Source organism: Blautia acetigignens (genome assembly GCF_025566865.1).
In the GTDB taxonomy this organism is placed as follows: Bacteria; Bacillota; Clostridia; order Lachnospirales; family Lachnospiraceae; genus Blautia_A; species Blautia_A acetigignens.
On the sequence record NZ_JAOQJM010000004.1, the window covers coordinates 39882 to 63988 of the forward strand.

General features: G+C 46.1%; 16 protein-coding genes, 1 pseudogene and 1 riboswitch. Of the genes and pseudogenes, 3 read left to right on the forward strand and 14 right to left on the reverse strand.

Features of this window, described 5'->3' with window-relative positions:
- Window positions 1-18: 18 nt before the first annotated feature.
- The 4 genes from OCV70_RS06745 to OCV70_RS06760 all read right to left on the reverse strand — a co-directional run bounded on the left by OCV70_RS06745 (window position 19) and on the right by OCV70_RS06760 (window position 4644).
- Window positions 19-1452, reverse strand: coding sequence for an alpha-L-fucosidase (locus OCV70_RS06745; protein WP_117850269.1), 1434 nt, complete (start codon window positions 1450-1452; stop codon window positions 19-21).
- Window positions 1453-1466: 14 nt separating this feature from the next.
- Window positions 1467-2294 (reverse strand): carbohydrate ABC transporter permease, encoded by an 828-nt coding sequence (locus tag OCV70_RS06750; RefSeq protein ID WP_117850267.1) that lies wholly within the window; start codon window positions 2292-2294, stop codon window positions 1467-1469.
- Between the two features lie 10 nt (window positions 2295-2304).
- A complete protein-coding gene (locus OCV70_RS06755) occupies window positions 2305-3186 on the reverse strand; it encodes a carbohydrate ABC transporter permease (protein ID WP_117850265.1) in 882 nt (293 codons plus the stop codon).
- A gap of 111 nt (window positions 3187-3297) precedes the next feature.
- Window positions 3298-4644: a carbohydrate ABC transporter substrate-binding protein gene (locus OCV70_RS06760; RefSeq protein ID WP_117850262.1), complete on the reverse strand. Its 1347-nt coding sequence runs from the start codon at window positions 4642-4644 to the stop codon at window positions 3298-3300.
- A gap of 278 nt (window positions 4645-4922) precedes the next feature.
- Here OCV70_RS06760 and OCV70_RS06765 point away from each other — a divergent pair, with 278 nt between their 5' ends.
- Genes OCV70_RS06765 through OCV70_RS06775 form a run of 3 tightly spaced genes read left to right on the forward strand, consistent with a single transcriptional unit; the run spans window position 4923 to window position 10322 of the window.
- On the forward strand, window positions 4923-6692 hold the full coding sequence (locus tag OCV70_RS06765) for a sensor histidine kinase (protein ID WP_173767760.1): 1770 nt from the start codon (window positions 4923-4925) through the stop codon (window positions 6690-6692).
- 29 nt (window positions 6693-6721) lie between these two features.
- A complete protein-coding gene (locus tag OCV70_RS06770; protein ID WP_173767762.1) occupies window positions 6722-7900 on the forward strand; it encodes a response regulator transcription factor in 1179 nt (392 codons plus the stop codon).
- 43 nt (window positions 7901-7943) lie between these two features.
- Window positions 7944-10322, forward strand: a complete 2379-nt coding sequence (locus OCV70_RS06775) for a glycoside hydrolase family 95 protein (protein WP_173767764.1) — start codon at window positions 7944-7946, stop codon at window positions 10320-10322.
- Between the two features lie 638 nt (window positions 10323-10960).
- Here OCV70_RS06775 and OCV70_RS06780 read toward each other — a convergent pair.
- The 10 genes and pseudogenes from OCV70_RS06780 to hisZ form a co-directional block, all read right to left on the reverse strand.
- Entirely contained in the window at window positions 10961-12061 is a 1101-nt protein-coding gene (locus OCV70_RS06780) for an ABC transporter ATP-binding protein (RefSeq protein ID WP_173767766.1), read from the reverse strand.
- 2 nt (window positions 12062-12063) lie between these two features.
- Complete coding sequence (locus OCV70_RS06785) at window positions 12064-13116, reverse strand: FecCD family ABC transporter permease (RefSeq protein WP_117850245.1); 1053 nt, start codon at window positions 13114-13116, stop codon at window positions 12064-12066.
- Window positions 13117-13183: 67 nt separating this feature from the next.
- Window positions 13184-14377: an ABC transporter substrate-binding protein gene (locus OCV70_RS06790; RefSeq protein WP_173767768.1), complete on the reverse strand. Its 1194-nt coding sequence runs from the start codon at window positions 14375-14377 to the stop codon at window positions 13184-13186.
- Between the two features lie 16 nt (window positions 14378-14393).
- Window positions 14394-17783, reverse strand: a complete 3390-nt coding sequence (locus OCV70_RS06795) for an MSCRAMM family adhesin (protein ID WP_262579473.1) — start codon at window positions 17781-17783, stop codon at window positions 14394-14396.
- A gap of 203 nt (window positions 17784-17986) precedes the next feature.
- Window positions 17987-18183: riboswitch (cobalamin riboswitch) on the reverse strand.
- 156 nt (window positions 18184-18339) lie between these two features.
- On the reverse strand, window positions 18340-19770 hold the full coding sequence (locus OCV70_RS06800; RefSeq protein WP_173767464.1) for a VanW family protein: 1431 nt from the start codon (window positions 19768-19770) through the stop codon (window positions 18340-18342).
- A gap of 31 nt (window positions 19771-19801) precedes the next feature.
- A pseudogene (hisI, locus tag OCV70_RS06805) lies at window positions 19802-20116 on the reverse strand (phosphoribosyl-AMP cyclohydrolase); the annotation flags it as partial.
- 37 nt (window positions 20117-20153) lie between these two features.
- Window positions 20154-20741: an imidazoleglycerol-phosphate dehydratase HisB gene (gene hisB, locus OCV70_RS06810; RefSeq protein ID WP_021926940.1), complete on the reverse strand. Its 588-nt coding sequence runs from the start codon at window positions 20739-20741 to the stop codon at window positions 20154-20156.
- Window positions 20738-22051, reverse strand: a complete 1314-nt coding sequence (hisD, locus tag OCV70_RS06815) for a histidinol dehydrogenase (protein ID WP_021926941.1) — start codon at window positions 22049-22051, stop codon at window positions 20738-20740. The genes hisB and hisD overlap by 4 nt, the downstream gene beginning before the upstream one ends.
- Window positions 22052-22124: 73 nt before the next feature.
- Window positions 22125-22760: an ATP phosphoribosyltransferase gene (gene hisG, locus OCV70_RS06820; protein ID WP_021926942.1), complete on the reverse strand. Its 636-nt coding sequence runs from the start codon at window positions 22758-22760 to the stop codon at window positions 22125-22127.
- Window positions 22757-23893 (reverse strand): ATP phosphoribosyltransferase regulatory subunit, encoded by a 1137-nt coding sequence (gene hisZ, locus OCV70_RS06825; protein WP_262579474.1) that lies wholly within the window; start codon window positions 23891-23893, stop codon window positions 22757-22759. Before hisZ ends, hisG begins: the two co-directional genes overlap by 4 nt.
- Window positions 23894-24107 lie beyond the last annotated feature (214 nt).

Below are 24107 nucleotides of genomic sequence, written 5' to 3' on the forward strand. Positions count from 1 at the left end.
TAATGGTATTTTATGAAATTATCTTTTGGGATAAATTCCCACAAAGGAAATTAAAGGCGCAACACGATAATCAGAAAATACAATTTTAAGCTTCCTGGTGAAAGCTTCGGAAAGCTTCACGATTTTCTGATATCCTATAACGGTTCCTTCATAAACCAGAACCCACTTCTCTTCTTTTTGTGCGTAGACACAAAAGGCTTCCACTCTCTGGCTGTGCTGGATTGCCTCTTTTATTACCAGATAGCCCAGTGCCTTTTGGGTATGCAGATTGAAAATAAGTTCCGCTGGGAAAGCTCCGGTTTTGGCATCTGTCTCTGGCTGGTACCAGGTGGTTCTGGTGTCTGTGAGAACATTCTGAACCGGATGAGCGGCATCTTCGGAGGACGCAGTTATCTCTGCAAATTCTGCAAGATTGCCGGAAAATGCACTTCTCTTCCACTGTCCCAATTCTGCCAGCCTGGCAACATCATTTGGATGGAGCAGCCCGTTTGGCATAGGCGGAACATTAAGAAGAAAGGTAGCGTTTCCACCTACAGATCCGCAGTAAATAGAAATCAGCTCTTCAAGGCTTTTTACCTGATTATCTTCTTTTGTGTGATAAAACCAGCCCGGTCTTATGGAGGTATTGACCTCAGCAGGATACCAGATCAGGTCCTTTTCTCCCTGAAGAGCGGCTCTGCTTCCAAGATCCTCCATGTCACTTGTAATTTTTCGCTGACGGAATTCCTCATCATCTGCCTGCTGGCTTTTTTCCTGTATGCTCTCTGCCAGTGCAGTACGGGCAGGAACTACACTCCACTCGGATTTACGCACATCTCCGGCTTCATTGCCGCACCAGCGGATATCCGGGCCGCATACACAGATGCAGGCGTCTGGCTGATATTTGCGCACGCAGGCATAATAGCGTTCCCAGTCATAGACCTGTTTTTTGCCATTTGGTCCCTCGCCGCAGGCACCATCCAGCCAGACACTGAATATTTCTCCGTATCCGGTGAGCAGCTCGGTAAGCTGAGCCAGATAGTAATCATCATATTCCTTTCCCGTTCCATAGCAGGGCTGGTTCCGGTCCCAGGGGGAAAGATAGATTCCGAATTTCATGCCGTGACGGCGGCAGGCATCCGAAACCTCTTTGACTACATCACCGGTTCCCTTTTTCCATGGGCTTGAGGCAACGCTGTGACTGGTGTATCTGGTGGGCCAAAGGCAGAAGCCGTCGTGGTGCTTGCAGGTGAGGATCACGCCCTTCATGCCTGCGCTTTTGGCTGCAGATACCCACTGGTCGGCATCCAGCTTGGCAGGGTTAAAAAGCTTGGGATCTTCGGTTCCGTCGCCCCATTCTCTGTCTGTATATGTATTCATTCCGAAATGAAAAAATGCATAGAATTCCGTTTCCTGATAGGCAAGCTGCCTGTCACTTGGAACAATTCGAATTAATTCCTGATCTGTTGGCATATATAAACTCCTCTCTAACCCTTTAAGCCGCCTGCGCCGATTCCCTGCAGCAGATATCTTTGTCCAATAAGATAAATAATAATCGTCGGAATCATGACGATCACAAGTCCTGCAAACAATGCACCCCAGTCTGTAGCGTACTTTTGCACCTCAAACAGGTTTGCCATACCAATTGGAAGTGTTTTTTTTGCATCCTCTGTGAGAAGTACAAGAGCCAGCGGATATTCATTCCAAAAGCCCATGGCACTTAACATGGTAATGGTAGCGATTCCAGGCTTGGCAAGAGGAACCATTACCTTAAGCAGAAGCTGAAGGTTGGTAGCGCCGTCAATTCTGGCAGATTCCTCATAGTCCCTTGGCACAGCGGACATAAAGCCCTGGAGAGTAAAAATACAAAACGGAAACTGCATGACTGCATAAACAAGGCACAGTACCGGAAGATTGTTCAATCCGTTTATTGCCTGTAATTCCAGAAACAGAGGAATCATAATATAGGTTGCCTGCAGGAAAATGCATGCCATATAAATGGTTGAGATCAGCTTGCTCCCTACAAAACGGTATCTTGCCAGCGCATAAGAAATAGGAATAACAAATAAAAGCAAAAGCACGGTTGAAAGTACCGTTACCAGTACGGAATTTCCAAAATAGGCTGCAATGTTTGCTTTTCCCCAGGCTGCAATAAAGTTGTCAAAATTCAGTGCTGCAGGCAGCGCATAAGGATCCGTCAGATACTCTGTATTGGTTTTAAATGCAGACATCAGGTTCCAGAAAAGCGGATAAAGAAAAATAATCGTGAACAGAATCATCAGGATTCTGACACACCATGTTCTTACAGTTTTCATCAGTTCCCTCCTATTCTTTTTCAGACGACAGCTTTCGTGAGATTATTGCAATGATAATTGCAAGTACAAGGGTAAACATGGCAATAGCCATAGCATATCCGAAGTTGGCGTTTCGCATGCCCTGGGTATACATATACTGAAGAAGGACACTGGACGCCCCGTTTGGTCCGCCGCCTGTCATAACATTTGACAGGGTGAAGCTTAGGTTTATGGTTCCGGAAAGAGATAAAATATAGGTGGTTCCAATGGATTTTCGAAGAAGCGGAATGGTGATCTTAAAAAATTTCTGTGTTCCGGTAGCACCATCAATAGAAGCTGCCTCGTACACCTCCTGGGAAATTCCATCAATAGAAGCCACATGCATTACCATATAATATCCGATCGCCTGCCATACCAGAGCAGCACCGATACACCACAGAGCAGTTTTTCCCTCTCCAAGCCAGGCATGCTTCCAGGTGGAAAGATGAAACATATCCAGAAGATGGTTCAGAATTCCTCTTGTAGGATTAAACACAAAGGACCACACAATACCTACAACTGTCATGGATATAATACTTGGGAAAAAGAAAACAGTACGGTAAAAGGATTTTTCCTGAAGCTCGCCCTGGGTGAGAATAAAGGCAAAGATCAGACTAAGGAAAATAGTCACAGCCGGGATCACCAGCATCAGCTTAAAGGTGTTAAGCAGAGCCCGGATAAAATCTTTGTCCTGAAACATGTAAATATAGTTATCTAAAAATACGAATTTGCTGTTAAAGCCAACGCTGAGTGCAGTAGAGCTGGTAAAGGAAAGGTAAACTGCATTCACCATGGGAACGATCATAAAGATGATCGTAAGGATTAAAGCCGGAAGTGTACATAAGGCTATGAATAATTTCGGTTTTTTTACCACGCTAGGTCACCTCGTTTTTATATTAAAGTTATGGAAATATCCGTTTTGGGTGAAGAAAGGCTGCTGCATACATGTGCAGCAGCCTTTCTATGGAAAACAATATTCCTCCTGTTATTTTGCAGCTTCTTGGTCAGCGCGAATCTGCGCAAAAGCATCTTCTACATTCTGAGCCCACTCTTCTACTGTCATTTCATCATTCATAACAGAAGTGATCGGGTTGAAGATTTCATCCTTAGGATTCACCTTACAGTCAGCCGGAACTGCGGAGAAGCTCATAATCAAGGAGGATGCCTTTGCTTCTTCATAGATTCCGTACATGTTGTAGATTGCTGCAGACAGCTTGTCCTTTGCTACCTCGCGGGCACTCTTGGTTGCGTAAAGTGCACCGGAAGCCTCTGCAAATGCAGATACAGATTCATCGCTGTACAGGAAACGGAGGAATTCCTTTGCAAGCTCTGGATTCTTTGCAGCTGCCGGAATGGAGAACTGCTCGCAGCTGTCGAATATGTAATGCACATCGTCTGCGTTCTCAGTCGGAATCGGAGCCATTGCAAACTCAAAGCCCTCTTCTCTTGGAGCATCCTGCATCTCATTTTCCATCCAGGTTCCATTCGTGATAAATGCTGCTTTTCCAAGCATCATTTCTGTCTGGGATTCCGTATGGTTCATGCCCACAGTACCCTCTAACAAATAGCCTTTTTCTGCGATCTCTTTGATATGGGTAAGGGCCTTTAACACACCTTCGTTATTGAAAGAGCCTTCCTCATAATTGGCAATCCTGGTAAGGGCTTCCTCGCCGCACTCATTTGCGATTGCCGGCCAGAGCATTTCTTCCATGTATCCTGGATAAATTCCCTGATAGGTAAAAAGCGCACGTCCGTCAATATCCTTCAAGGTATCGCCAAGTGTGAAAAACTCATCCCATGTTTTGGGAACTTCCAGATTATTTTCCTCGAAGAAGGTCTTATTGTAGATCAGACCCTGCGGGCCGCTGCTAAATGGTGCAAGATAGATTTCGTCATCTCCGTAAGGCGCACATTTGGTGCTGGAAAGGATACCATCTGTAATATCATCCCGAAGAGTTCCGGTTCCTGCATAGTTTTCTCCGTCAAATACATCGTCCAGATTGAGAAGCGCATGCTCCTTGATCAGGGAAAGGATAACGCCATCCTCGGCTCCATCATTGAGGCAGATAAAATCCGGTGCGTTTCCGGCTACGATCTGTGGACGGATGATATCACCGATAGTCGGGCTGATGGTCATGTTTACCTTCACGCCCTCATGGCTTGCTTCAAAAAGCTCTACCATCTGGTTCCAGTAAGCATCTCCGTATCCGCCCTGGAAAATGGCAATGTTCAGTTCCTGCTCTTCTGCTTCCGCAAATGCTGTGAGCGGGGAAAGTACAGTAGCTGCGCTCATGGCAAGGATCATAGCGGATGCTGCAAATCTTTTTTTCATAGGGTGTTTCCTCCTTCTGGTTGGCTGTTTTATTATGTTTGCCTGATGATGCTATTATATTTGAAAAATCATTTATAGTAAATCGACAAAATAACTCTTGCTATGGAACATTTTCTTGTAAAATATATCTGATATGGATTTTCTTGCGGCATATATGTATTATTTTTTTGTCTTTTGCTTTTACATAGATTATTCTGTTTTTTTCCTGTATAATGAATGAAAATAATAATATTTTGACAGATATCCGTCAGAGGACAAAAGCAATGGGAGGATCCGCCATGGGAAAAAAACATCATTTTCAGGGATTTCGTAAATTCAGTATCAAAACAAGACTTGTAATTGCCCTTCTGATGATTTCTATTATTCCATTAGCGGGGATCAGCGGCTATTCTTTTCATATATTTTCCGTGGCACTTCAGGAGAAGCTTTCTGCGTCCATTTCCCAGACCCTGTCCATGATCAATCTGAACATGGTAAGCGAGATTGAAAAATACCAGTATCTGTGCGGCTCTATCTGCATCAGCGAGGAGATTAAGGAAGGCCTTCTGAAAAAAGACATGACGGACATGGAGAAGAATCAGGCGATCAATGAGATCCAGAGCATGATCCGCAATAAGATCATCTATCCCGCCCAGGCGAAAAACATTACCGTCTATGATACAGAGGGAAATATTTTTTATGATCTGGGGTATGACGGGTTCTATCAGAAGGATGTGGACCGGATCCTTTCCCGGCTTGAGGAGCAGGATCAGGATGTGTGGGCTTACGTACACACTTACCGGGACCGGGATATTCTGGTTCTTGGAAGAAGGATTTATGAGCAGTATTCCAAAAGCCGGGTAATCGGATATACCCTGATTTCCATTGAGGAGAAAATTTTTTCCAAGACGGTACTGGAGCCTGTAGGGCTGTCGGATTCTTCCAATATTATGTATATGAATATGGATGGAACCGTGCTTTCTTCCTGGAACCGAAGTATATCTCTGGGGAAGAAAATTGATAAAGAGCTTATGAAAAGAATCGGGGAAATGCTTCCAAAGAAAACAGATTCCTTCAGTATCCAGGAGGATGGGGAGGAACAGCTGGTAACTTACATTTATAACAAAAACCTGAATCAGCTATTTGTATATACCATGCCCTACCACTATATTAATTCAGAGGTTTATGCCATGCTAAAGCAGATTCTTGCGGTGGTGATGCTTCTGGTTTTGCTGTGCATCGGGATCGTAGCCATGGTATATCAGGGAATTATGTCTCCCATTAAAAGAATGCTGGAATTCTGTAAAGCACTTTCCCATGGGGACTTATCTGTGCGTATTCAGGACAATCATAAAGACGAGCTTTCCAGACTTTCCGGAAGTATGGATCATATGGCAGACACCATTGAACATCTGATGGCTCAGCAGAAGGCTCAGGAAGAGAGAAAAAGGGAACTGGAGCTGCAGATGCTTCAGTATCAGCTGAATCCTCATTTTCTTTTTAACACTCTGAACAGCCTTCGGTTTGTGGCTGCTATGCATAAGGATCTGATCGTAAGCGATGGAATTCAGGCACTAAGCAGTCTTTTACAGAATACCCTTACCAATAAGAACGAATATATTACCATTCGGGAAGAACTGGAAAATCTGGAAAACTATTTTTCCATTCTCAGAATCCGCTACGCTGGCAGCTTTGAGTATTCCTTCCATGTGGAGGAGGATGAACTGCTCTCCTGCCTGGTTCCCAAGCTGATTTTGCAGCCACTGGCAGAAAATTCGGTGATGCATGGCTCTTCAGATGACGGTACCGTAATGGAAATCCAGATTACCTGCTGGCGAGAAGAAGATCATGTGGTTATAGAGCTGTCCGATGACGGTAAAGGCTTTAAGGTGACGGACGACGCCCTGGCACCTCGCCCGGAGCGAAAAAAAATTGGCGTTGCCAATGTAAATGATCGGATCCAGCTGAATTTCGGACGGGAATACGGGCTGAAAATTGACAGTCAGCCAGGAGAAGGAACCAGGTGTACGCTTACTCTGCCGGAGCTCTATGCGGATTCACTTTCATAAAATACACAATTGGTCGGAAAGGATAATACATGTACAGTATACTGATTATTGATGATGAGCCCATTGTAAAGATTGCCCTTCGCTCCATCCTGCCCTGGGAGGAGCATGGCTTTTCTATTTGCGGAACGGCATCAAATGGGCTTGAGGCACTGCCTCTGATTGGCCAGCATCATCCGGATGTGATCATCACAGATCTGAAAATGCCCGGGATGGATGGGCTGGAGCTGATCCGTATCTTAAAGGAACAAGGATATCCCGGTGAAATTCTGGTGCTTAGCAATTACGAGGATTTTGATTCTGTGAGAAGTGCCCTGCTGCTTGGTGCTGCAGATTATCTGCTGAAAATTAAGATCCAGCCGGATACCCTTCTTGCCTGTTTAAATAAAACGGTAGAAAAATTAAAGGACAGAGTGCCCAGTCATTGGGAAACTGAAAAAAAGGATCCAAAAGAGAATATGCAAGCGCTGCTGCTGGAATTTTTCAGGAAGGATGCAAAGCTTTCAGATTTTATTGCTGAGCACGACAAAACCAGACTTGCGTTTATGGAAGCTTCCTGTGCCATCTGCTATGTAACCTTTGAGAAGTTTTTATCTAACGAAGCGTTTTCCATATCCGGAAATCTTCTGCGGGATATGATCCTGGATGCGGTCCAGGGAGTGCTGCAGCCCTATATTCTGGTACTGAATGATTATAGCGCATTGGTTGTTTTTTCCCAGGCAGAGCTGTCTGGCAGTGAAATTAAGGTGGAGCAGCTGGTGAAAAAACTGTACAATCGTTTTACCATGTACCAGTCCTTTGCACCGGATATGCCCTATCAGGAAATGATGAAAAATTATGAGGAAGCACGGAGTGTATTCCGGGAATTTTCCTCCAGTGAGGGACATTATAAAGCAGATGTGGCTAAGACCCTGGAATATATGGAGGAAAATTATATGTACAGGCTTACCCTGGCTTCTATTTCCGCAAATGTGAATTTAAGCTCCAGTTATCTGTGCAGGATTTTTAAATCAGAGGTTGGAACAAGCATTACCAACTATCTGAATAATCTGCGGGTGCGCAAGGCTGCAACCTTGATCAAAGAGAATACCCTGTCCATGAAAGAGATTTCTTCCATGGTAGGAATTGATGATCAGCTTTATTTCAGCAGGCTGTTTAAGAAATACATGGGGATTTCCCCATCAGAATATGGAAAGAAGTATCATCAGTAGGCGGATCATAATACCAATAAACAATAAGGAAAGGACTACATATATGGAATTATATTTTAAAAATTCGGCAAAATGCTGGCTGGAAGGATTTCCTCTGGGAAATGGACGAATAGGAGCAGTTATTCACGGAACCCCGGATCATGAAGTACTGCAGTTAAACGAAGATACCTTATGGTCAGGCTCTCCTTACAGCGGACAGACCGGGCTTTCCCCTGAAGTGGTGAAGCAGGCCGGGGAGCTTGCAAAAGCCGGGAAATATGAAGAAGCAAAAATGGTCATAGAAAAGAAGCTGGAAGAAGCTGAGGATGTACAGGTTTATCTGCCCTTTGGAGATCTGCATCTGGATTTTGTGGAGGATAATTATGGTGCTGATGAAGATACATTTGCAGGTGCTTCACCAGATTCTGATACATCTGTGACAGATTATGAAAGGTGTTTGGATTTAGACCGGGCTGTGGCCTTTGAGCACTATGTGAGAAATGAAGCTAAGGTTACACGTACCGGCTTTATCAGCGCACCGGCTCAGGGACTTGTGTATCAGATCAAAAGCACCAAGCCATTCTCCATTTTTATTCACTGTGACGGAGCCTTTATCCGTGAGAAGGATTATAAGGAAAATCATTTCACGCTTACCGGAATCTGTCCGGGAAGAAGCGGACTGAAGGTTATTAAGGAAAATAAACCGGAAGAGTTCCTTTTCCCCGAAGAACCAGAGCTTCAGGGCGTACACTTTATAGGAGAAGGGTGTGTAACTGCAGAAGGTGGAAAGGCAGTCGGGTCTGCGGATGGAATTCTTTTGGAGCATGTGACAGGGGTGGAAATCCGTATGGCAATCCGTACCAGCTTCCGGGGATTTGACAAAGCATATACCAGCCAGTATTCCGATACAGAAATTCGTCATATGCTGGCTGATGATTTAGAGAAACTTTCAAAACCTTTTGAAGAGCTGCTGGATGAGCATGTGAAAGAATATAAATCTTTTTATGGAAGAACTTCATTAAGACTGTGGGATGATGTCCAGAAGCTTTCGAATGGAAATTCCCGGTATGATCTGCGGGAGCGTCTTGCCGCATTTCATGAGGGTGCATCTGACCCGGAGCTTTATGCAATCTTGTTTGCTTTCGGAAAATATCTGCTCATCTCCTCTTCCAGGCCGGGAACCCAGGCTGCCAATTTGCAGGGAATCTGGAGCAAGGATATAATTCCCCCATGGTTCGGAGATTTCACCGTAAATATCAATACAGAAATGAATTACTGGATGACAGGTCCCCTGAATCTTGCTCAAATGCAGGAGCCGCTGGTAAATCTTTGCAAAGCACTGGTAAAAAACGGACAAAAAACTGCCAGAGAACTATTTAACTGTGAGGGAACCGCCTGCTTCCACAACACGGATATCTGGGGTAAAACCTCTCCAGCAACAGGAAAGGCGGTATGGTCGTTCTGGCCATTTGGAGAGGCATGGCTCTGCAGAAACCTGTTTGACCAGTATTTGTTTACGGAAGATAAAGAGTATTTGAAGGAAATTATGCCTATACTGGAGGAAAATGTGCGATTTTGTCTGGCTCAGCTTCAGGAAACAGATCAGGGACTTGCTATCTGCCCCGCTACTTCACCGGAAAATCTGTTTTATGAGGATTGTTCCGTGGCCAAATACAGTGAAAATACCCTTGCCATTGCAAGAAATCTGTTTCGGGATTATGTGAAGGGCTGTGAAGTGCTTGGTCTGCAGAGCCAGATTTTGTATGATGTACTGGAAGCCTTGGAGCGCATGGTACCTACTGCGGTGGGAAGCAAGGGGCAGATTCTGGAGTGGAACCAAGAATTTCCGGAGCAGGATGTGCATCACCGCCATGTTTCCCATCTTTATGAGCTTCATCCTGGCTGCGGCATTACTTTGCAGACACCGGAATTGTATAAAGCAGTGAAAAAAAGTCTTGAGCTTCGGGGGGACGAGGGAACCGGATGGAGTCTGGCTTGGAAGCTTCTGATGTGGGCGCGTATGGAGGATGGCGCTCATGTAGAGAAAATTATGAGAAACCTGTTTTACGTGGTAGATCCAACGGAAGAAATGGGAATTCGAAGAGGCGGCATCTATCCCAATCTGTTTTGTGCTCATCCGCCATTCCAGATTGACGGAAACTTAGGCTACAGTGCTGCTGTCGCCGAAATCCTGGTTCAAAGCCAGGGCGAAGAGCTTGTCCTTCTCCCTGCGCTCCCACCCTCCTGGAGAAACGGGGAAGCTACCGGGTTCATTGCCCGTGGGAATATCCGCGTGGATCTTAAATGGGAGGGAAAGAATGTCACCTATACCTTAACTCCTGCTCATGATACCACTTTGCGCCTCCGTGTCGGAAAAGGGGGTGTGAGGCGGTATTCACTTCGTGGAGGTGTGGCGTACGAAGGAAATGGGGTGCTGAGCTGAGACGGAATTTAGGTAATCAAGGCGGACGCGTTCCCCCAGGTGTGCCGGGGCAGCCAATGACGAATTTCGGGATTTGGCTCCGTCGCCTATTGACAGGTGAGGAAGCAAACTCGCCCTATGGGGCTCAGACAGTGCATCCTCACCTGTCGCTTACTCGCCAAATTCCCGAAATTCGCCAACCGGCTGTCCCGGCACACCTGGGGGAACGCTGGCTATTGAAATCTATTCCTGCAATCTGCATACCCGAACATTGCGACGTACAGCCGTGAATATACATTGTTAAATCGTGTTCGAGTAACGCCACTACTTAACTAAGTAGATGCTTGGAAACAACAGAACTTCAGATAGCGTGCATCGGCTGGAATTCCCCCTAATGCCAGTGAAGAAGTATCGTTTTAGCACATTCGCCTTACCAGTAACCAGTGAGTTCACAAGGTATATTCGTGAGCAGGTCATTTCAGGAGCGCTCTTAACGGAGACGAGATCCACTGTCTACGAAGACTTAACATCGAAGGCTCTCCTGAGATGTTTAGTCGCAGTTGGCAGTTAGCTCGTCGGAGTGTTGCGACGACCTGCGATGAATATACCTTGCGAACTCACGTCCTGGTAACGAAACGATTGCTTCACTAAATCCCGCTTCAGCCATTAACCATCTTTCCGCTCTTTTCTGCCGCCTCAATCAACTGTCCCAGCCGCATATTACAGCTGCCCACAGGCACATCCGTGCAAATAATTCTCTCGCACTGCTCCATCGCATGGAGAGCTTTTTGAAAGGTCTCTTCGGAGATATCCATAAAAGGCTTTTCTGTTATTACATCTGCCGCCAGAAGTCGTGCCAGACGGTAGTCTACATCATTGGTATAAACAATTCCTGCAATAAACGGCGTATGCTCCTTCTGCAGCTGCCGGAATACAGGAATACCGGTTCCGTTTCCGCAGATCACAAATGTTTTCGCCTCTCCCTCCGGCTTTGGAAGTTCAATACTTCCAAACAGAGGATCAAAAAAGCCATTGTTAATGTCATACAAATCCCGGATCATATTTTCCTCAAAAATATCCTCCGGCCTTCCGAAATGGGAAATGGTATCTCCTTTTACGCAAATAATCTTATCCGCAATCTTCTGTGCCAGATCGATTTCATGAAGAGACATGATCACTGTAATATGCTTCATTTTTGCCATATCCCGGAGAATGGAAAGCAGATCCAGCTTATGCTTGATATCAAGGAAGGAGGTTGGCTCATCCAGGATAATAATATCCGGCTCCTGGCAGATGGCACGAGCAAGCAGAACACGCTGCCGCTGTCCGTCACTGATATTGTTAAAATCACGGCTTCCAAGCTCCTGGGCATGTACTGCACGCATGGCCTCTTCTACTTTTTCCTCATCCTCTCTTGTAAGAAGACCAAGCCGTCCTGTATAAGGATAGCGTCCTGTTGCCACAATATCATGGCAGGTCATCAGCTCCGGCTTCATACGCTCTGTGAGAACCACCGCCATACGGGTGGAAAGATCCCTAAAAGAAAAGGAGGTGAGATTCTGGTCGTCAAAGTAAACCTTTCCGCCAATAATCTGCAGCTGACGGGTGATACTTTTCAAAATTGTAGATTTACCGGAGCCATTTGGTCCGATCAAAGTCACAATTTCTCCTTTTTTGATGCCAATACAGATATCGTGGATCAGTGCTTTTTTGTTGTATCCTACGGACAGATGGTCCATTTTAAAATAGTAATTTTCCATCTTTAGTTTCCTCTCTTTTTACGCAGCATCATAAAAATAACTACCGGTGCACCAAATATGGAGGTGACAGTACTGATATTCAGCTCTAGCGGTGCAAATGCCATTCTGGCGATCAGGTCACACATCATACAGAAAACAGCTCCTCCAAGAAAGGTTCCCGGGATAATAATAAGTGGTCTTGATGTGTTAAAGCTTCTTTTCATCAGGAAGGGAACTGCGATTCCAACAAAGGAAATCGGTCCGGCAAAAGCAGTTACGGTTGCAGACAAAATGCTGGAAAGCAGGATCAGGGCAACACGGAAGAAGCGGATATTTACTCCCATGCTTTGGGCGTATGCCTCTCCAAGCTGATAAGCACCTATGGGCTTTGACAGAAGGAAGGTCAGAATCAAGGTAATTCCGATTACCACAAAGGAAATATATACGTTGCTCCAGCTCATACCGGAAAAGCTTCCCTGAGACCAGCCGTGGAGATTAACAATATCGGAATCATCTGCAAAGGTAACTACAAAGTCTGTCACTGCAGAGCAAATATAGCCGATCATAATTCCGGCAACCAGAAGGGTAGCCATATGCTTGATCCTTTTTGAAATCAAAAGGATAAATCCAATTGAAATTAAAGAACCGATAAAGGCTGCAATGATCAGGGTATAAGAAGTAACATTTGCTGCTCTTCCAAGATAATAAATCATGGTAAGAGCTACTACCATTTTTGCACCGGAGGAAATGCCAAGTACAAATGGTCCGGCAATTGGGTTTTCGAAAAAGGTCTGCAGCAAAAAACCGGATAAGGATAAAGCGCCGCCCAAAATAGCTGCCATCAGGATTCTGGGCAGACGGATTTTCCAGATAATGCTGTACTCTTTTGTATCTGTCACTTTTTTTAAAAGAATGTCTGCGATTTCTGACAGGGAAATATGGACATTACCGGTATTGATATTCAGCACGGTGATCACGCAAAATGCCAGGATCAAAAGAATAAACACCAGGGCGTAGCGGGATCTTCTTTTGAAATTTTCCATGTGGAAGCTGGTTCCACCAGGTTGTTTACTCATTCTAGGTTTACTCCATTTGTGTTTTATTATGGGAAAGCGGACCACTTTACAGAAGTCCGCTTAAAAATCAGTTCAATTTGTGCAGGAAGGTCATATCCTCCTCGCTGCCGCCTGTGAGCATCAGGTTAAAATCATTGATCAGCTCGCCGATGGTATCCGTATGCTGATACATGGAATTATCGGTGATCCATACATTTCCATCCTTTACTGCCTTGAAATCAGCCAGAAGACTGTCCTTAGCCAGAAGGTCGTCAAGGCTCTTTACAGAGGCATCAATGCTGGTATTGTAGATCAGATAATCTGCATCCACAGCAGTGTTGTAAAACTCTTCCATTGTGATGGAAACAGAGGTTTTGCCGCTGTCATCCTGAAGGTCTGCAAATGCATTTCGCCCGCCTGCAATGTCGATCATGCTGGAAATGTAATCTTTGGGATTTCGGACAACCGGGGAACCGCTGGTGTTGATATAGAAAAATGCCACGGTTTTCTCTGTGTTGGTGAAATCCTTTAATTTCTCAATGATCTGCGCCTGACTGTCAAAGAAAGCGGCTGCTTCCTCTTCCTTGTTCATCATAGCTCCGTAAAGCTTGATCCACTCCGTACGGCCAAGGGGCTGGCTTTCATAGCTGGAACGGTCGATAAATACCGGAATTCCAAGGGTTTCGATCATTTCCTGCACCTTTGGTGCATGGAGGATCATGGTAGATTCAATTGCAAGATCACAGTCCTCTCCTACCAGAAGCTCATAATCCGGTTCATCATATTTGCCTGCGAAGGTCATGTCACCGGAATTAATGGCATCTGCAGCTGACTGGATATACCAGCCGGAAGCATCCAGTCCGGATAATTTGATGGAACCTACCGCGCCGATGGCATCAAACAATGCCATTGGGGAAGTAGCTGCCATGTAGATCGTATCCAGTGGCTGATAAAGTACCTGAATACTGTCATCTAGACCATCCGGTGCATCCATTCCTTCCGGTACTACAAGGTACTGTGCATCATCATGGACATCCAGAAGCTTATAGCCATCATTATAGTAATACACATCAAAGCATTCTGCAAAGGACAGCTCCATGGTGGACTGGTAAGTAAGTCCCGGAAGGTCTGGTGCTGTATGGTCAGAGGAAGTGTCCACGGAAGCATCTGTTTCAGATACTTCCGTATTTTCTTCTGCCCATACAGGAGTTACTGCTGTAAAAGTCATCACAGCTGCTGCAAAAATGCCAAGAATCCGGTATTTCAGCTTTTTATCGTACATAGTTTTCTCCTGTGGCTTATGCCTCTTCATCTGTTTCAGTGAAAATTGCCTGGAATGCTTTTGTCCATTCTGCTTTTGCATCCTCATCCTCTTCGTCTGCAGAACGGTCAATAATAAACGGAATCTTCAGGGTTGCATACTTCGCTGCCATATCCTTCAGTGCTTCCAGCTTTTCTTCTGTTTCTGTTTCCTCTGCCGGAAGAATATCGGATGGAAGGATGGCAAGATTGCACTGGCTCTTAACAAGCTCTTTATAGTCGGTGTCATCGTATTTGCCTGCGAAGGATACAGAGCCATCCTCTAATGCTGCAGTGAGGCTGTCAGAGGTTACCTCGTCTTTTTCCAGGCCAAGGCTGGTGATCTTGTCAGTAAGACCAAGCTCATCCAGGAGGTTAAGGGCACCCTCAGATGCAACGTAAACGCTTTCAACCGGTTTTTGGATCAGGATTACGTCTTTATCAAGACCTGCAGGGATCACTGCACCTTCCGGCACGATCAGGTATTTGATAACATTGCCTGTGTAAAGCTTCTCAGAAGCGGATGCATCTTTATCTTCTGCCGCTGTGGATTCCTTAGAATCTGCAGTTTCCGGTTTTCTTGCAGTGTCTGCGGTCATGTCAACCTCAAACAGGGTGATGCCTTTTGCATAGTTATACAGTTTAAAGTATTTTGCATGCTCAAGCTTGGTTTCATCCTTGTACTCAAGACCTGTGATCTCCGGTGCACTTTCATCCAGCTTCTTGTTTCCTGTGGAAAGCATGCTGTTCTCATCTGCCGGATTTTCCTTGTCTGTTTTTTTCGGATCGCTTGCACCCTTTAATGCAGCATAAATGGTGTAAGTAATCTCATGAGCCTGAGACATTCTGGTGGTCATACCGATGATGGTATTGTTCTGGTTTAATGCAATCGGGATGGTGAAGGTGGAGGTACCGCCTCCGCAGGATCCGTAATAGGTGTTGCCGTTTGCCTTTACATATCCGTAATATTCACTGCTGAATACAATTGTTGCATAGGCTTTTCCGCCGGTTACAGTAATCTTATTACAGGAAATACTTACCTTACCGGTACCGCCGGACCAGGAGAAGCTGTCTGGTGTGTAGGTTCCGTCTGCCAGTGTGGTGGAGCTGTTTACAGAGGAAGTTCCGCCGCTAAGGTCAGAGTCGTACTTGGACTCCTTGTCAGGATTTGCATCCGGTGTAGGAGTTGGAGTCGGTGTTTCGGTTGGGGTTGGAGTGCCTGTTGGAGCAACACTTGGTGTTGGTGTGGCATCCGGTTTCTGGGTGTCGTCTTTGATCTCACCAATCTTATTTAAGGTAGCAGACTCAAAGGTCAGGGTTCTGTCATACCAGCTCTGGGTTCTGTGGGAAAATGCAGCAACTGCAAGTCCTTTGTCCAGGGATGTTACCGGAATCTCATAGGTATATTTGCCGTTTGCATTTACGGTATATGGAACCCATTTGGAGGAATCTGCTTTTGCAGCCTGCTCGCTGGTTCCCACATAGAGATAATCGTATCCGGTACCGCTTAAGGTAAGGACTGCGGTCATTTTTCCGTTTTTGGAAGTGAGGGTGCAGTCTACTACGCGGAACATGGTGGAACTGGAAGTTACATTTACATTGTAGATTCCGTTGTCACATGTGCCGGATGGAATCTTGGTTGGCTCTGGTGTGGAAGTTGGCTCTGGAGTCGCGGTCGGAGCCGGAGTCTCACTTGGAGCCGGGGTAGCGGTTGGTTCCGGTGTTACCTCTGGCTCTTCGCCATATCCTGGAACTGCCGGAACACTGATGGTAAGAATGCCTTTTTCATACCAGTGCTGGCTCTTTTTGGAGTGCGGAACGACTGCAAGAGTGGTCACATCCTTGCTTGCCGGGATTTCGAAAGTGTATGTATAACCTCCTGCAGCATTTTCTTCGCCGCGAACGGCTTTGGTCTCTTTATCTGCATCGCTGGAACTTCCGAAGTAGATCATGTCATAATTCTGCTTCTCTGTGGAAAGAGTTACGATATATTTGTCACCCTCTAATTTTACAGTGGAACCAGTGATCACGAACATGGCAAATTCGTTGCCGTCTTCTTTTACCAGCTTAATACCTGCGTCCTTAATCTCGTTGTCTGGGGAATCCGGTGTAGCGGTTGGCTCCGGGGTCTCGCCTGGAGTAGGAGTTACGGTTGGTTCTGGTGTTACCTCTGGCTCCTGGCCGTATCCTGGAACTGCCGGAACACTGATGGTAAGAATGCCTTTTTCATACCAGTGCTGGCTCTTCTTGGAATGAGGTACTACAGAAACAGTCTGTGTCTCCTTGCTTGCAGGAACTTCGAAAGTGTATGTATAGCCGCCTGCTGCATTCTCTACGCCGTGGACAGCTTTTGTCTCTTTATCTGCATCGCTGGAACTTCCGAAGTAAATCATGTCATAGTTCTGCTTCTCTGTGGAAAGGGTTACGATGTATTTGTCGCCCTCTAATTTTACAGTAGAACCAGTGATCACGAACATGGCAAATTCGTTGCCGTCTTCTTTTACCAGCTTGATGCCAGCGTCCTTGATCTCGTTGTCAGAGGCTGCCGGAGTCTCGGTTGGAATTGGTGTGGCGGTAGGCTCTGGAGTTGCGGTTGGCTCCGGAGTTGCGGTTGGTTCTGGTGTGGCAGTTGGTTCCGGGGCTTTCATTCCTGGAACGTTCAGCTTCAGATCCTGGGTCGTATACCATGCATTATTTTTTACAGAATGGGGAACCAGATAAATGGTCTGAGCTTCTGCCTTTGCATCAATTTCGAAAACGAAGGTATATCCGGTTTCTGTCTCTGTTCCTGCGATTGCATTGGCATCCATCACAGATGCAGCATCTTCTTTATGTCCAAGGTAAATCTTATTGTAGTTCTTTCCGTTAGAAGTCAGGGTTATTTTAATTTTATCACCCTTTAATTCTGCAGAGGAGCTTGCAATTTTGAACATTTTGTAAGCAGTATCATCTGCTTTATCAATGGTCATGTTTGAGCCGTCTTCTTTTAAATCCTCTGGCATGGTATAAGTGGCAATCCCATTGCCGGAAGCTTCTTCTGCAGCCGGAGCTTCTGTTACAGCTGCGTCTTCTGCTGGCTGAGCAGCAGTCTCTTCTTTGGCATCCTCTGTCTGTGCTGGCGCTTCTGTAACAGAAACCTCAGCAGTTTCTGTCTGCTCCGGAGTCTCTGTAGGTGCCGTGGTCTCTTCCGGAGCAGTTGTTTCTGCCTTCTCTTCCTGTGCAGGAGCAGTCTCCTCTTTCGGAGCTTCTGTCACAACAGCTTCTTCCGCCGGAGTTACCGTAACCTGTACGCCTGTACTCTCACTTTCTGCCTGTGTAAGGGCAGCCGGAGTGACGGTCATTGCCACAGAAAGAAACAGTGCCAGAAAGCGTTTTGAATTTCTTTTCATTTTTCTCCCTCGATTCTTTTATGGTTATCTTCTGGTATTGTTGCCTGAATAAATCAAAGACTGCCTCAGAGTATTCGGAAAATTCCAGAAAACTCTTCTAATGCAAAAAAATGCCCGCTCCCATAAGGGAACAGGCACCAGAAATCAATATATCCCATAGTCGAAATATATGCTACATGAGAATGAAGTGCTTTCCTCGGAAGCTTTCATTAACGAATTCAGCAGGTTTCCTGACTTACAGATCAATACGAAATCCAGCCTTCTCAGCAACGCATTGCCAATGGCATCTTCGGATTTCATTCCCTGTTTACAGTGACCGGATCGCTCAGGATTTGCACCTGATTCCCTCTTAACCAGCAGCTTTTTTTTCTGCAAAGGCACTGAAAACGGATTTATTCAATTCATTTCATTATAGCAGACTATTATACTGAAATCAATAGGCTGCCAAGGCACTTTCTACCTGACAGCCTACAATTTGTTACTGTTCACTCCGTGCCCAGTAACTACAATTTAACATATATTTTAAATTATTGTGCGGGAAATACGCAACATCGCTTTACTGTTTATACTGACTATACCCAACCTCTTCTGTGCGGAGCAGGTTTCCCGCCTCATCATACACGCTGCGGTAGGTTTTGCAGGTGTTGGGATCGGAGTGTTCGGTGGTGATCTCTACAGTATTGTTGTTCTCCTTTGTACCGTAAATGGATACGGTCACAGACTCTTCTGCTTCGTCATAGACTGCGAAAATCTTAATGGGATAAGAGGTATTGTTCTGGAAGCGGAAATCCTGGCTTCCGTAAACAACTGCTGCATCCAGTCCGTCATCCACATAGTCAATACGCGCTGCATGGTTATGGCGTTCTACGATGGAAAGATCCGCCTGCAGGCACGCCATAAACAGGGTGGTGGACACCTGGCAGATTCCGCCGCCGATATCCTGGGCGTGCTCGCCGCCTACGATTACCGTCGCTTCCTTATAGCCCCGCTCTTCTGTTCTGGGACCTAAGGTATCATTGTAGGAAAAAGTCTGTCCCGGCTGCAGTTCCACCCCATCGCATGCTTCTACTGCAAGCTTCAGATTGGTGATCCGGTTCTTGGTACCGCCGCCGTAAGTGGTATAGGTTCCAAGGAGGTTCAGATAAGGCAGAGCCTCAATTTCCTCCGTGGAAACCTCCGGCAAAGTAATCTCAAGAGGAATGGTGATCACAAGCCCCTCTCTTGCCCGGTCAAGCCGGTTCTGCGCAGCTTCCACATCAAAGGAAATGCCCGTCACAGCAGGAATGATCTCATTATTCTCTCCCAGGGAAGCATCGGTTGCTTCTGTATGTACCTGCTCATAATAAGCTTCCATGTCAAATTCTTCCGGCGCAGTCTCCACGGTAGGGCATTCAATCACCGCTTCGTAATCTTCCCGGGAAATGGCACTTAAGATTTCTTTTTTCAGAGCATTCAGATCCGGCCCCATTCCGGTGATTCCTTTGGTGATCACAAGACTGGTATCTGTGAGCTCACAGGAGGTCTGGATGGTAGTAGAACCATTCTGGATCCCGGCTGCATCCAGCACCGCATCTAAATCATCCTGGTTGCGCACAGTAGGCAGAAGGGTCAGTTCTTCCTTCGTCTTGCTGTTCATAAGCTGGATGCGGTCTGTCCCGTGAGTGATCCAGGAGCCATGTCCAAGAGAATAAGCACTTGCCACAACTGCTTTCACATCCAGGCTCAGCGCCGGATAAATGGACACCTTAAACTCCTGTCCGTTCAGGGTGACAGTCATCTGTTTGTCCTGATAATTCTTCTGGAAATCCTCTGTAATGGCGTCGATGGCTTCCTCTTCGGTCATTCCCTGGATGGCAATGCCGTTTACTTTCAGCTTTGTCCAGATCACATTGTCCGTAAGGAAATGACACCACAGACAATAAGCGCCCACAAGAAGCACAAAAAAGATCAAAACCTTGATCAGGGTGTTTTTCATTTGTTTGTTCATACGATAGTTTTACCTTTGGCTTACTTTTTTAGAGCAGCGGGGTAAAAAAACATGTCCTGTTTCCAGTATGACACGCAGCACCTACCTGCTCCACTTTTGCCAAGATTGTATCATTATCACAGTCAATAGTCAATGATTTCACGTACTGAACATGGCCGGAGGTAAGTCCTTTGGTCCACAGCTCGTTCCGGCTGCGGCTCCAGTAGGTCATTTTTCCAAGCTTTAAAGTGGTCTCATAGGCTTCTTCATTCATATAGGCAAGCATCAGAACCTGGTCTGTCTTGTAATCCTGGACAATGACCGGAACCATGCCGTCACTGTTCAGCTTGAAATCAGACCAGGACAGTTTGCTTTTTAAATTTTCCATGTAAAAAATACTCCTTTTACAAGCTTCCCTTTGTGGAAAGCACGTCTGTAATGCGGGGGTCAAACGCTACCGCCATGTCCAGGGCTTTGGCGAAGCTTTTGAACATAGCTTCTGCCATATGGTGGTTATTTCCCGGGGTAAGAACCTTAATGTGAAGATTCATGGACGCAGTGTAGGAAACCGCATAAAAAAATTCCTTTACCATTTCTGTGGACATATCGCCAATCTTTTCGCTTGTGAACTCTCCGTCAAAGGAAAGATAGGGACGTCCTCCAAGATCCACTGCGCAGAGCACCAGGCACTCATCCATAGGAAGAATGCAGCTTCCGTAGCGGCGGATTCCCTTCTTGTCTCCCACTGCTTCTTTAATGGCAGTGCCAAGGACGATTCCCGTGTCCTCGATGGTGTGGTGATCGTCCACCTGAAGATCCCCTTTCACCTTCACATCCAGGTCAAACAGTCCGTGGCGGGCAAAGCCGTCCAGCATGTGGTCAAAAAATCCCACGCCAGTGTCCAGGCTGCTTTTGCCGCTTCCGTCCAAACCTAGCTTCAGGGAAATCTGGGTTTCTTTTGTGTTTCGTGTTACCTGGGCCTCTCTTGTCATGGCTCCTCCTTTTTGTCCTCATCCTCAAAACGGACTGCAATGGAATTTGCATGTGCGGTCAGCTGCTCGGAGGTGGCAAACTGGATGATATCCTTGTGGATTTCTTTCAGTGCAGATCTGGAATAATATACAATGCTGGATTTCTTAATAAAATCATCCACAGAAAGTGCGGAGAAGAATTTGGCAGTTCCGTTGGTTGGAAGTACGTGGTTCGGCCCTGCAAAATAATCGCCCAGGGGCTCGGAGCTGTACTCACCGATAAAGATAGCGCCTGCGTTTCGCACCTTCATCATCACCTCGAAGGCATTCTTGGTCACGATCTCCATATGCTCGGATGCGATCTCATTAGCCGCATCAATGGCTTCATCCATATCCTCTGCAATGAGAATGTATCCGAAATTCTCCAGGGATTTTTCAATGATCTCTCTTCTGGAGAGAACCTTCAGATAGCCATCAATCTCTTTCTCCACATTCTGCGCCAGCTCAGTGCTGGTGGTAATGAGGATTGCAGAAGCCATCTCGTCGTGCTCTGCCTGGGAAAGAAGGTCAGCTGCAACATAGTGTGGGTTGGCAGTCTCATCTGCAAGAACCAGGATCTCACTTGGTCCTGCGATAGAATCAATGCTGACATGTCCGTAAACGGCTTTCTTTGCCAGTGCTACGAAAATATTTCCAGGTCCCACGATCTTGTCTACTTTCGGGATGCTGGCAGTACCGTAGGCAAGTGCGCCGATAGCCTGTGCGCCGCCTACCTTGTAGATCTCGTCAGCGCCGGCTTCCTTGGCTGCAACTAATGTAGAAGGATTCACCTTTCCGTCTTTTCCCGGAGGGGTGGTCATTACAATGTGGGGCACTCCTGCAACTTTGGCAGGCACAATGTTCATAAGAACGGAAGAAGGATAAACTGCCTTTCCTCCTGGAACGTAAACGCCTACACGGTTCAGAGGAGTTACCTTCTGGCCCAGCATGGTGCCGTTCTCTGTGCTTGTAAACCAGCTGTTCTGGCGCTGTTTCTCGTGGTAGCTGCGGATGTTTACAAGAGCCTTGCGGATGACTTCCAGTAAGGAAGCGTCCACTGCCTCATAGGCCTCCTGGATTTCCGCTTCGGTTACACGGATGGTGTCTGCGGTAACCTCTACCTTATCAAATTCCTTTGTATAGGAGAACAGGGCTTCGTCTCCTTTTTCCTTCACATTGGCAAGAATGTCTGCAACAGCTGCTTCAAATTTGCCATAATTGTTTGGGCTTCTTTTTAACAGATTTTCCAGAATATCTTTTGTAGATTCCTTTGTTAATCTTACTGTACGCATTTTACTTCGTCTCTCTTTCTGTCTGTAACTGACTTTCCAATATGATCATATCGCTGGCCTGCGACTTTTTTCTTTAAATCACTTCTCTCAGCTCTTCGATCAGCTTGCTGATCCGCTCATTTTCCATTTTCATGCTTACCTGGTTCACTACCATTCTGGCAGAAAGAGGGCAAACCTCCTCCAGAACCTTCAGGCCGTTCTCACGAAGGGTGCTTCCGGTCTCCACAATGTCCACGATCACCTCGGAAAGCCCTACAATAGGAGCAAGCTCAATGGAACCGTTCAGTTTAATGATCTCAACCGTCTGGTGCTTTTTGTTATAGAAATAATCCTTGGCAATATTTGGATACTTGGTTGCCACGCGGATGAGCTGGTTGGATGCAAGAAGGGGCTTTGCGCTCTCCGGTCCGCACACGCACATGCGGCAGGCACCAAAGCCAAGGTCCATCACCTCATAAAGCTTCCGTCCCTCTTCTAATATGGTATCCTTGCCTACGATTCCAATATCCGCTGCGCCGTATTCCACATAGGTGGGCACATCCGGTCCCTTTGCAAGGAAAAAACGCATTTTCAGTTCTTCGTTTACAAAGATCAGTTTACGGGAGTCTTTGTCTTTCATCTCCTCACAGGTGATTCCTGTTTTTTCCAGCAGAGCAAGGGTCTTGTCTGCAAGTCTTCCCTTGGTAAGGGCAAAAGTCAGATATCTCATAATTCCACCTCACATACCTTCGTTACTTTCTCCGGGCGAAGGGCTACGTTCTTGCCCTGGGCGCGAAGTTCTTTGGCTTCCTTGATTGCCTGGATCCGGTTCTCCTTGCGGTAAGTGATCATGGTCACGTCATCCGGGTCTTCCATTTCCAGCTTCTGTCTGGAAAGTGCCATAAGAAGGTTGTCTACCACAATGGCAAATCCAATGGAAGCTGCCGGCTTACCGAAATGCTTCATCAGCTGGTTGTAGCGGCCTCCCTTGATCAGAGGCTCTCCTGTGCCGTAGGTGTAAGCCTGGAAAATAATTCCGGTATAATAATGATATTTGCTGAGCATGGCAAAATCAAAGGTAATATACTTCTCATAACCATAAACCTTAAGAAGCTCATAAATTTCTTCTAAGCGTGCCACTGCCTTTAAAGCCTGCGGGTTATCGGTCAGGGCTTTGGCCTTCTCAAGAACCTCTGCGGAACCGAACATCTGAGGAAGCTGGGAAAGAACCTTCGCAAGAGATTTGTCCATCTTCTTGCTCTTAACAAGCTCTTCCACGCCGAAATAATTCTTCTGGGAAATCAGTTCCCGAAGCTCTTCTTCCTCTTCCTGGCTCATTCCGGTCTGGGCAAAAATGGCCTTATAGTAATCTACTTGGCCTACGCTTACCTGGAATTCTGTCAGACCAGCAGTCAGAAGGCACTCTACAGTCATGGCGAGAATCTCTGCATCTGCCTCCGGGGAATCATCTCCCATGCGCTCCACGCCCATCTGTGTGGTCTCTTTGAGTCTGCCGCGGAAGCTGGAATTGTTGATGAAGGTGTTGCCTGTGTAGCAAAGGCTTACCACTTCCTTCTCCGGGTTAAAATAGGTGGCACAGGCTCTGGATACGGACGGGGTGAAGTCCGGGCGAAGCACCAGGGTATTGCCCTCTCTGTCAAAAAATTTATAAAGATCCCTGGAGGGAATGGTTCCCACTTCCTTGCTGAATACTTCGAAATATTCAAAGGTGGGAGTCTCTATATCTTCAAATCCATACTGATGGAATACGTGGTGAAGCTTCTCCTGAAGCCTGCGCTTTCGGCTGCATTCCTGACTGTAAATGTCCCGTACTCCTTCCGGCGTATGAAAAATCCTCTGCATATCATATTCCTCCATGTTGTTTCTTAGTTGTAACTGCGATAATGCCACAGTTCTTCTTTGTTTTCTTTTGTGGTGGATAACAGGGAAAATCGATTGTCAGTTCCCGATGTTTTCGTAGTTTGTTAATCTATAAACACTTTACTACGCTACCACGATAATACAAAATCAATGTTGATTATAGTAGAATCAAGTGAGAATGTCAAGATATTGTTTC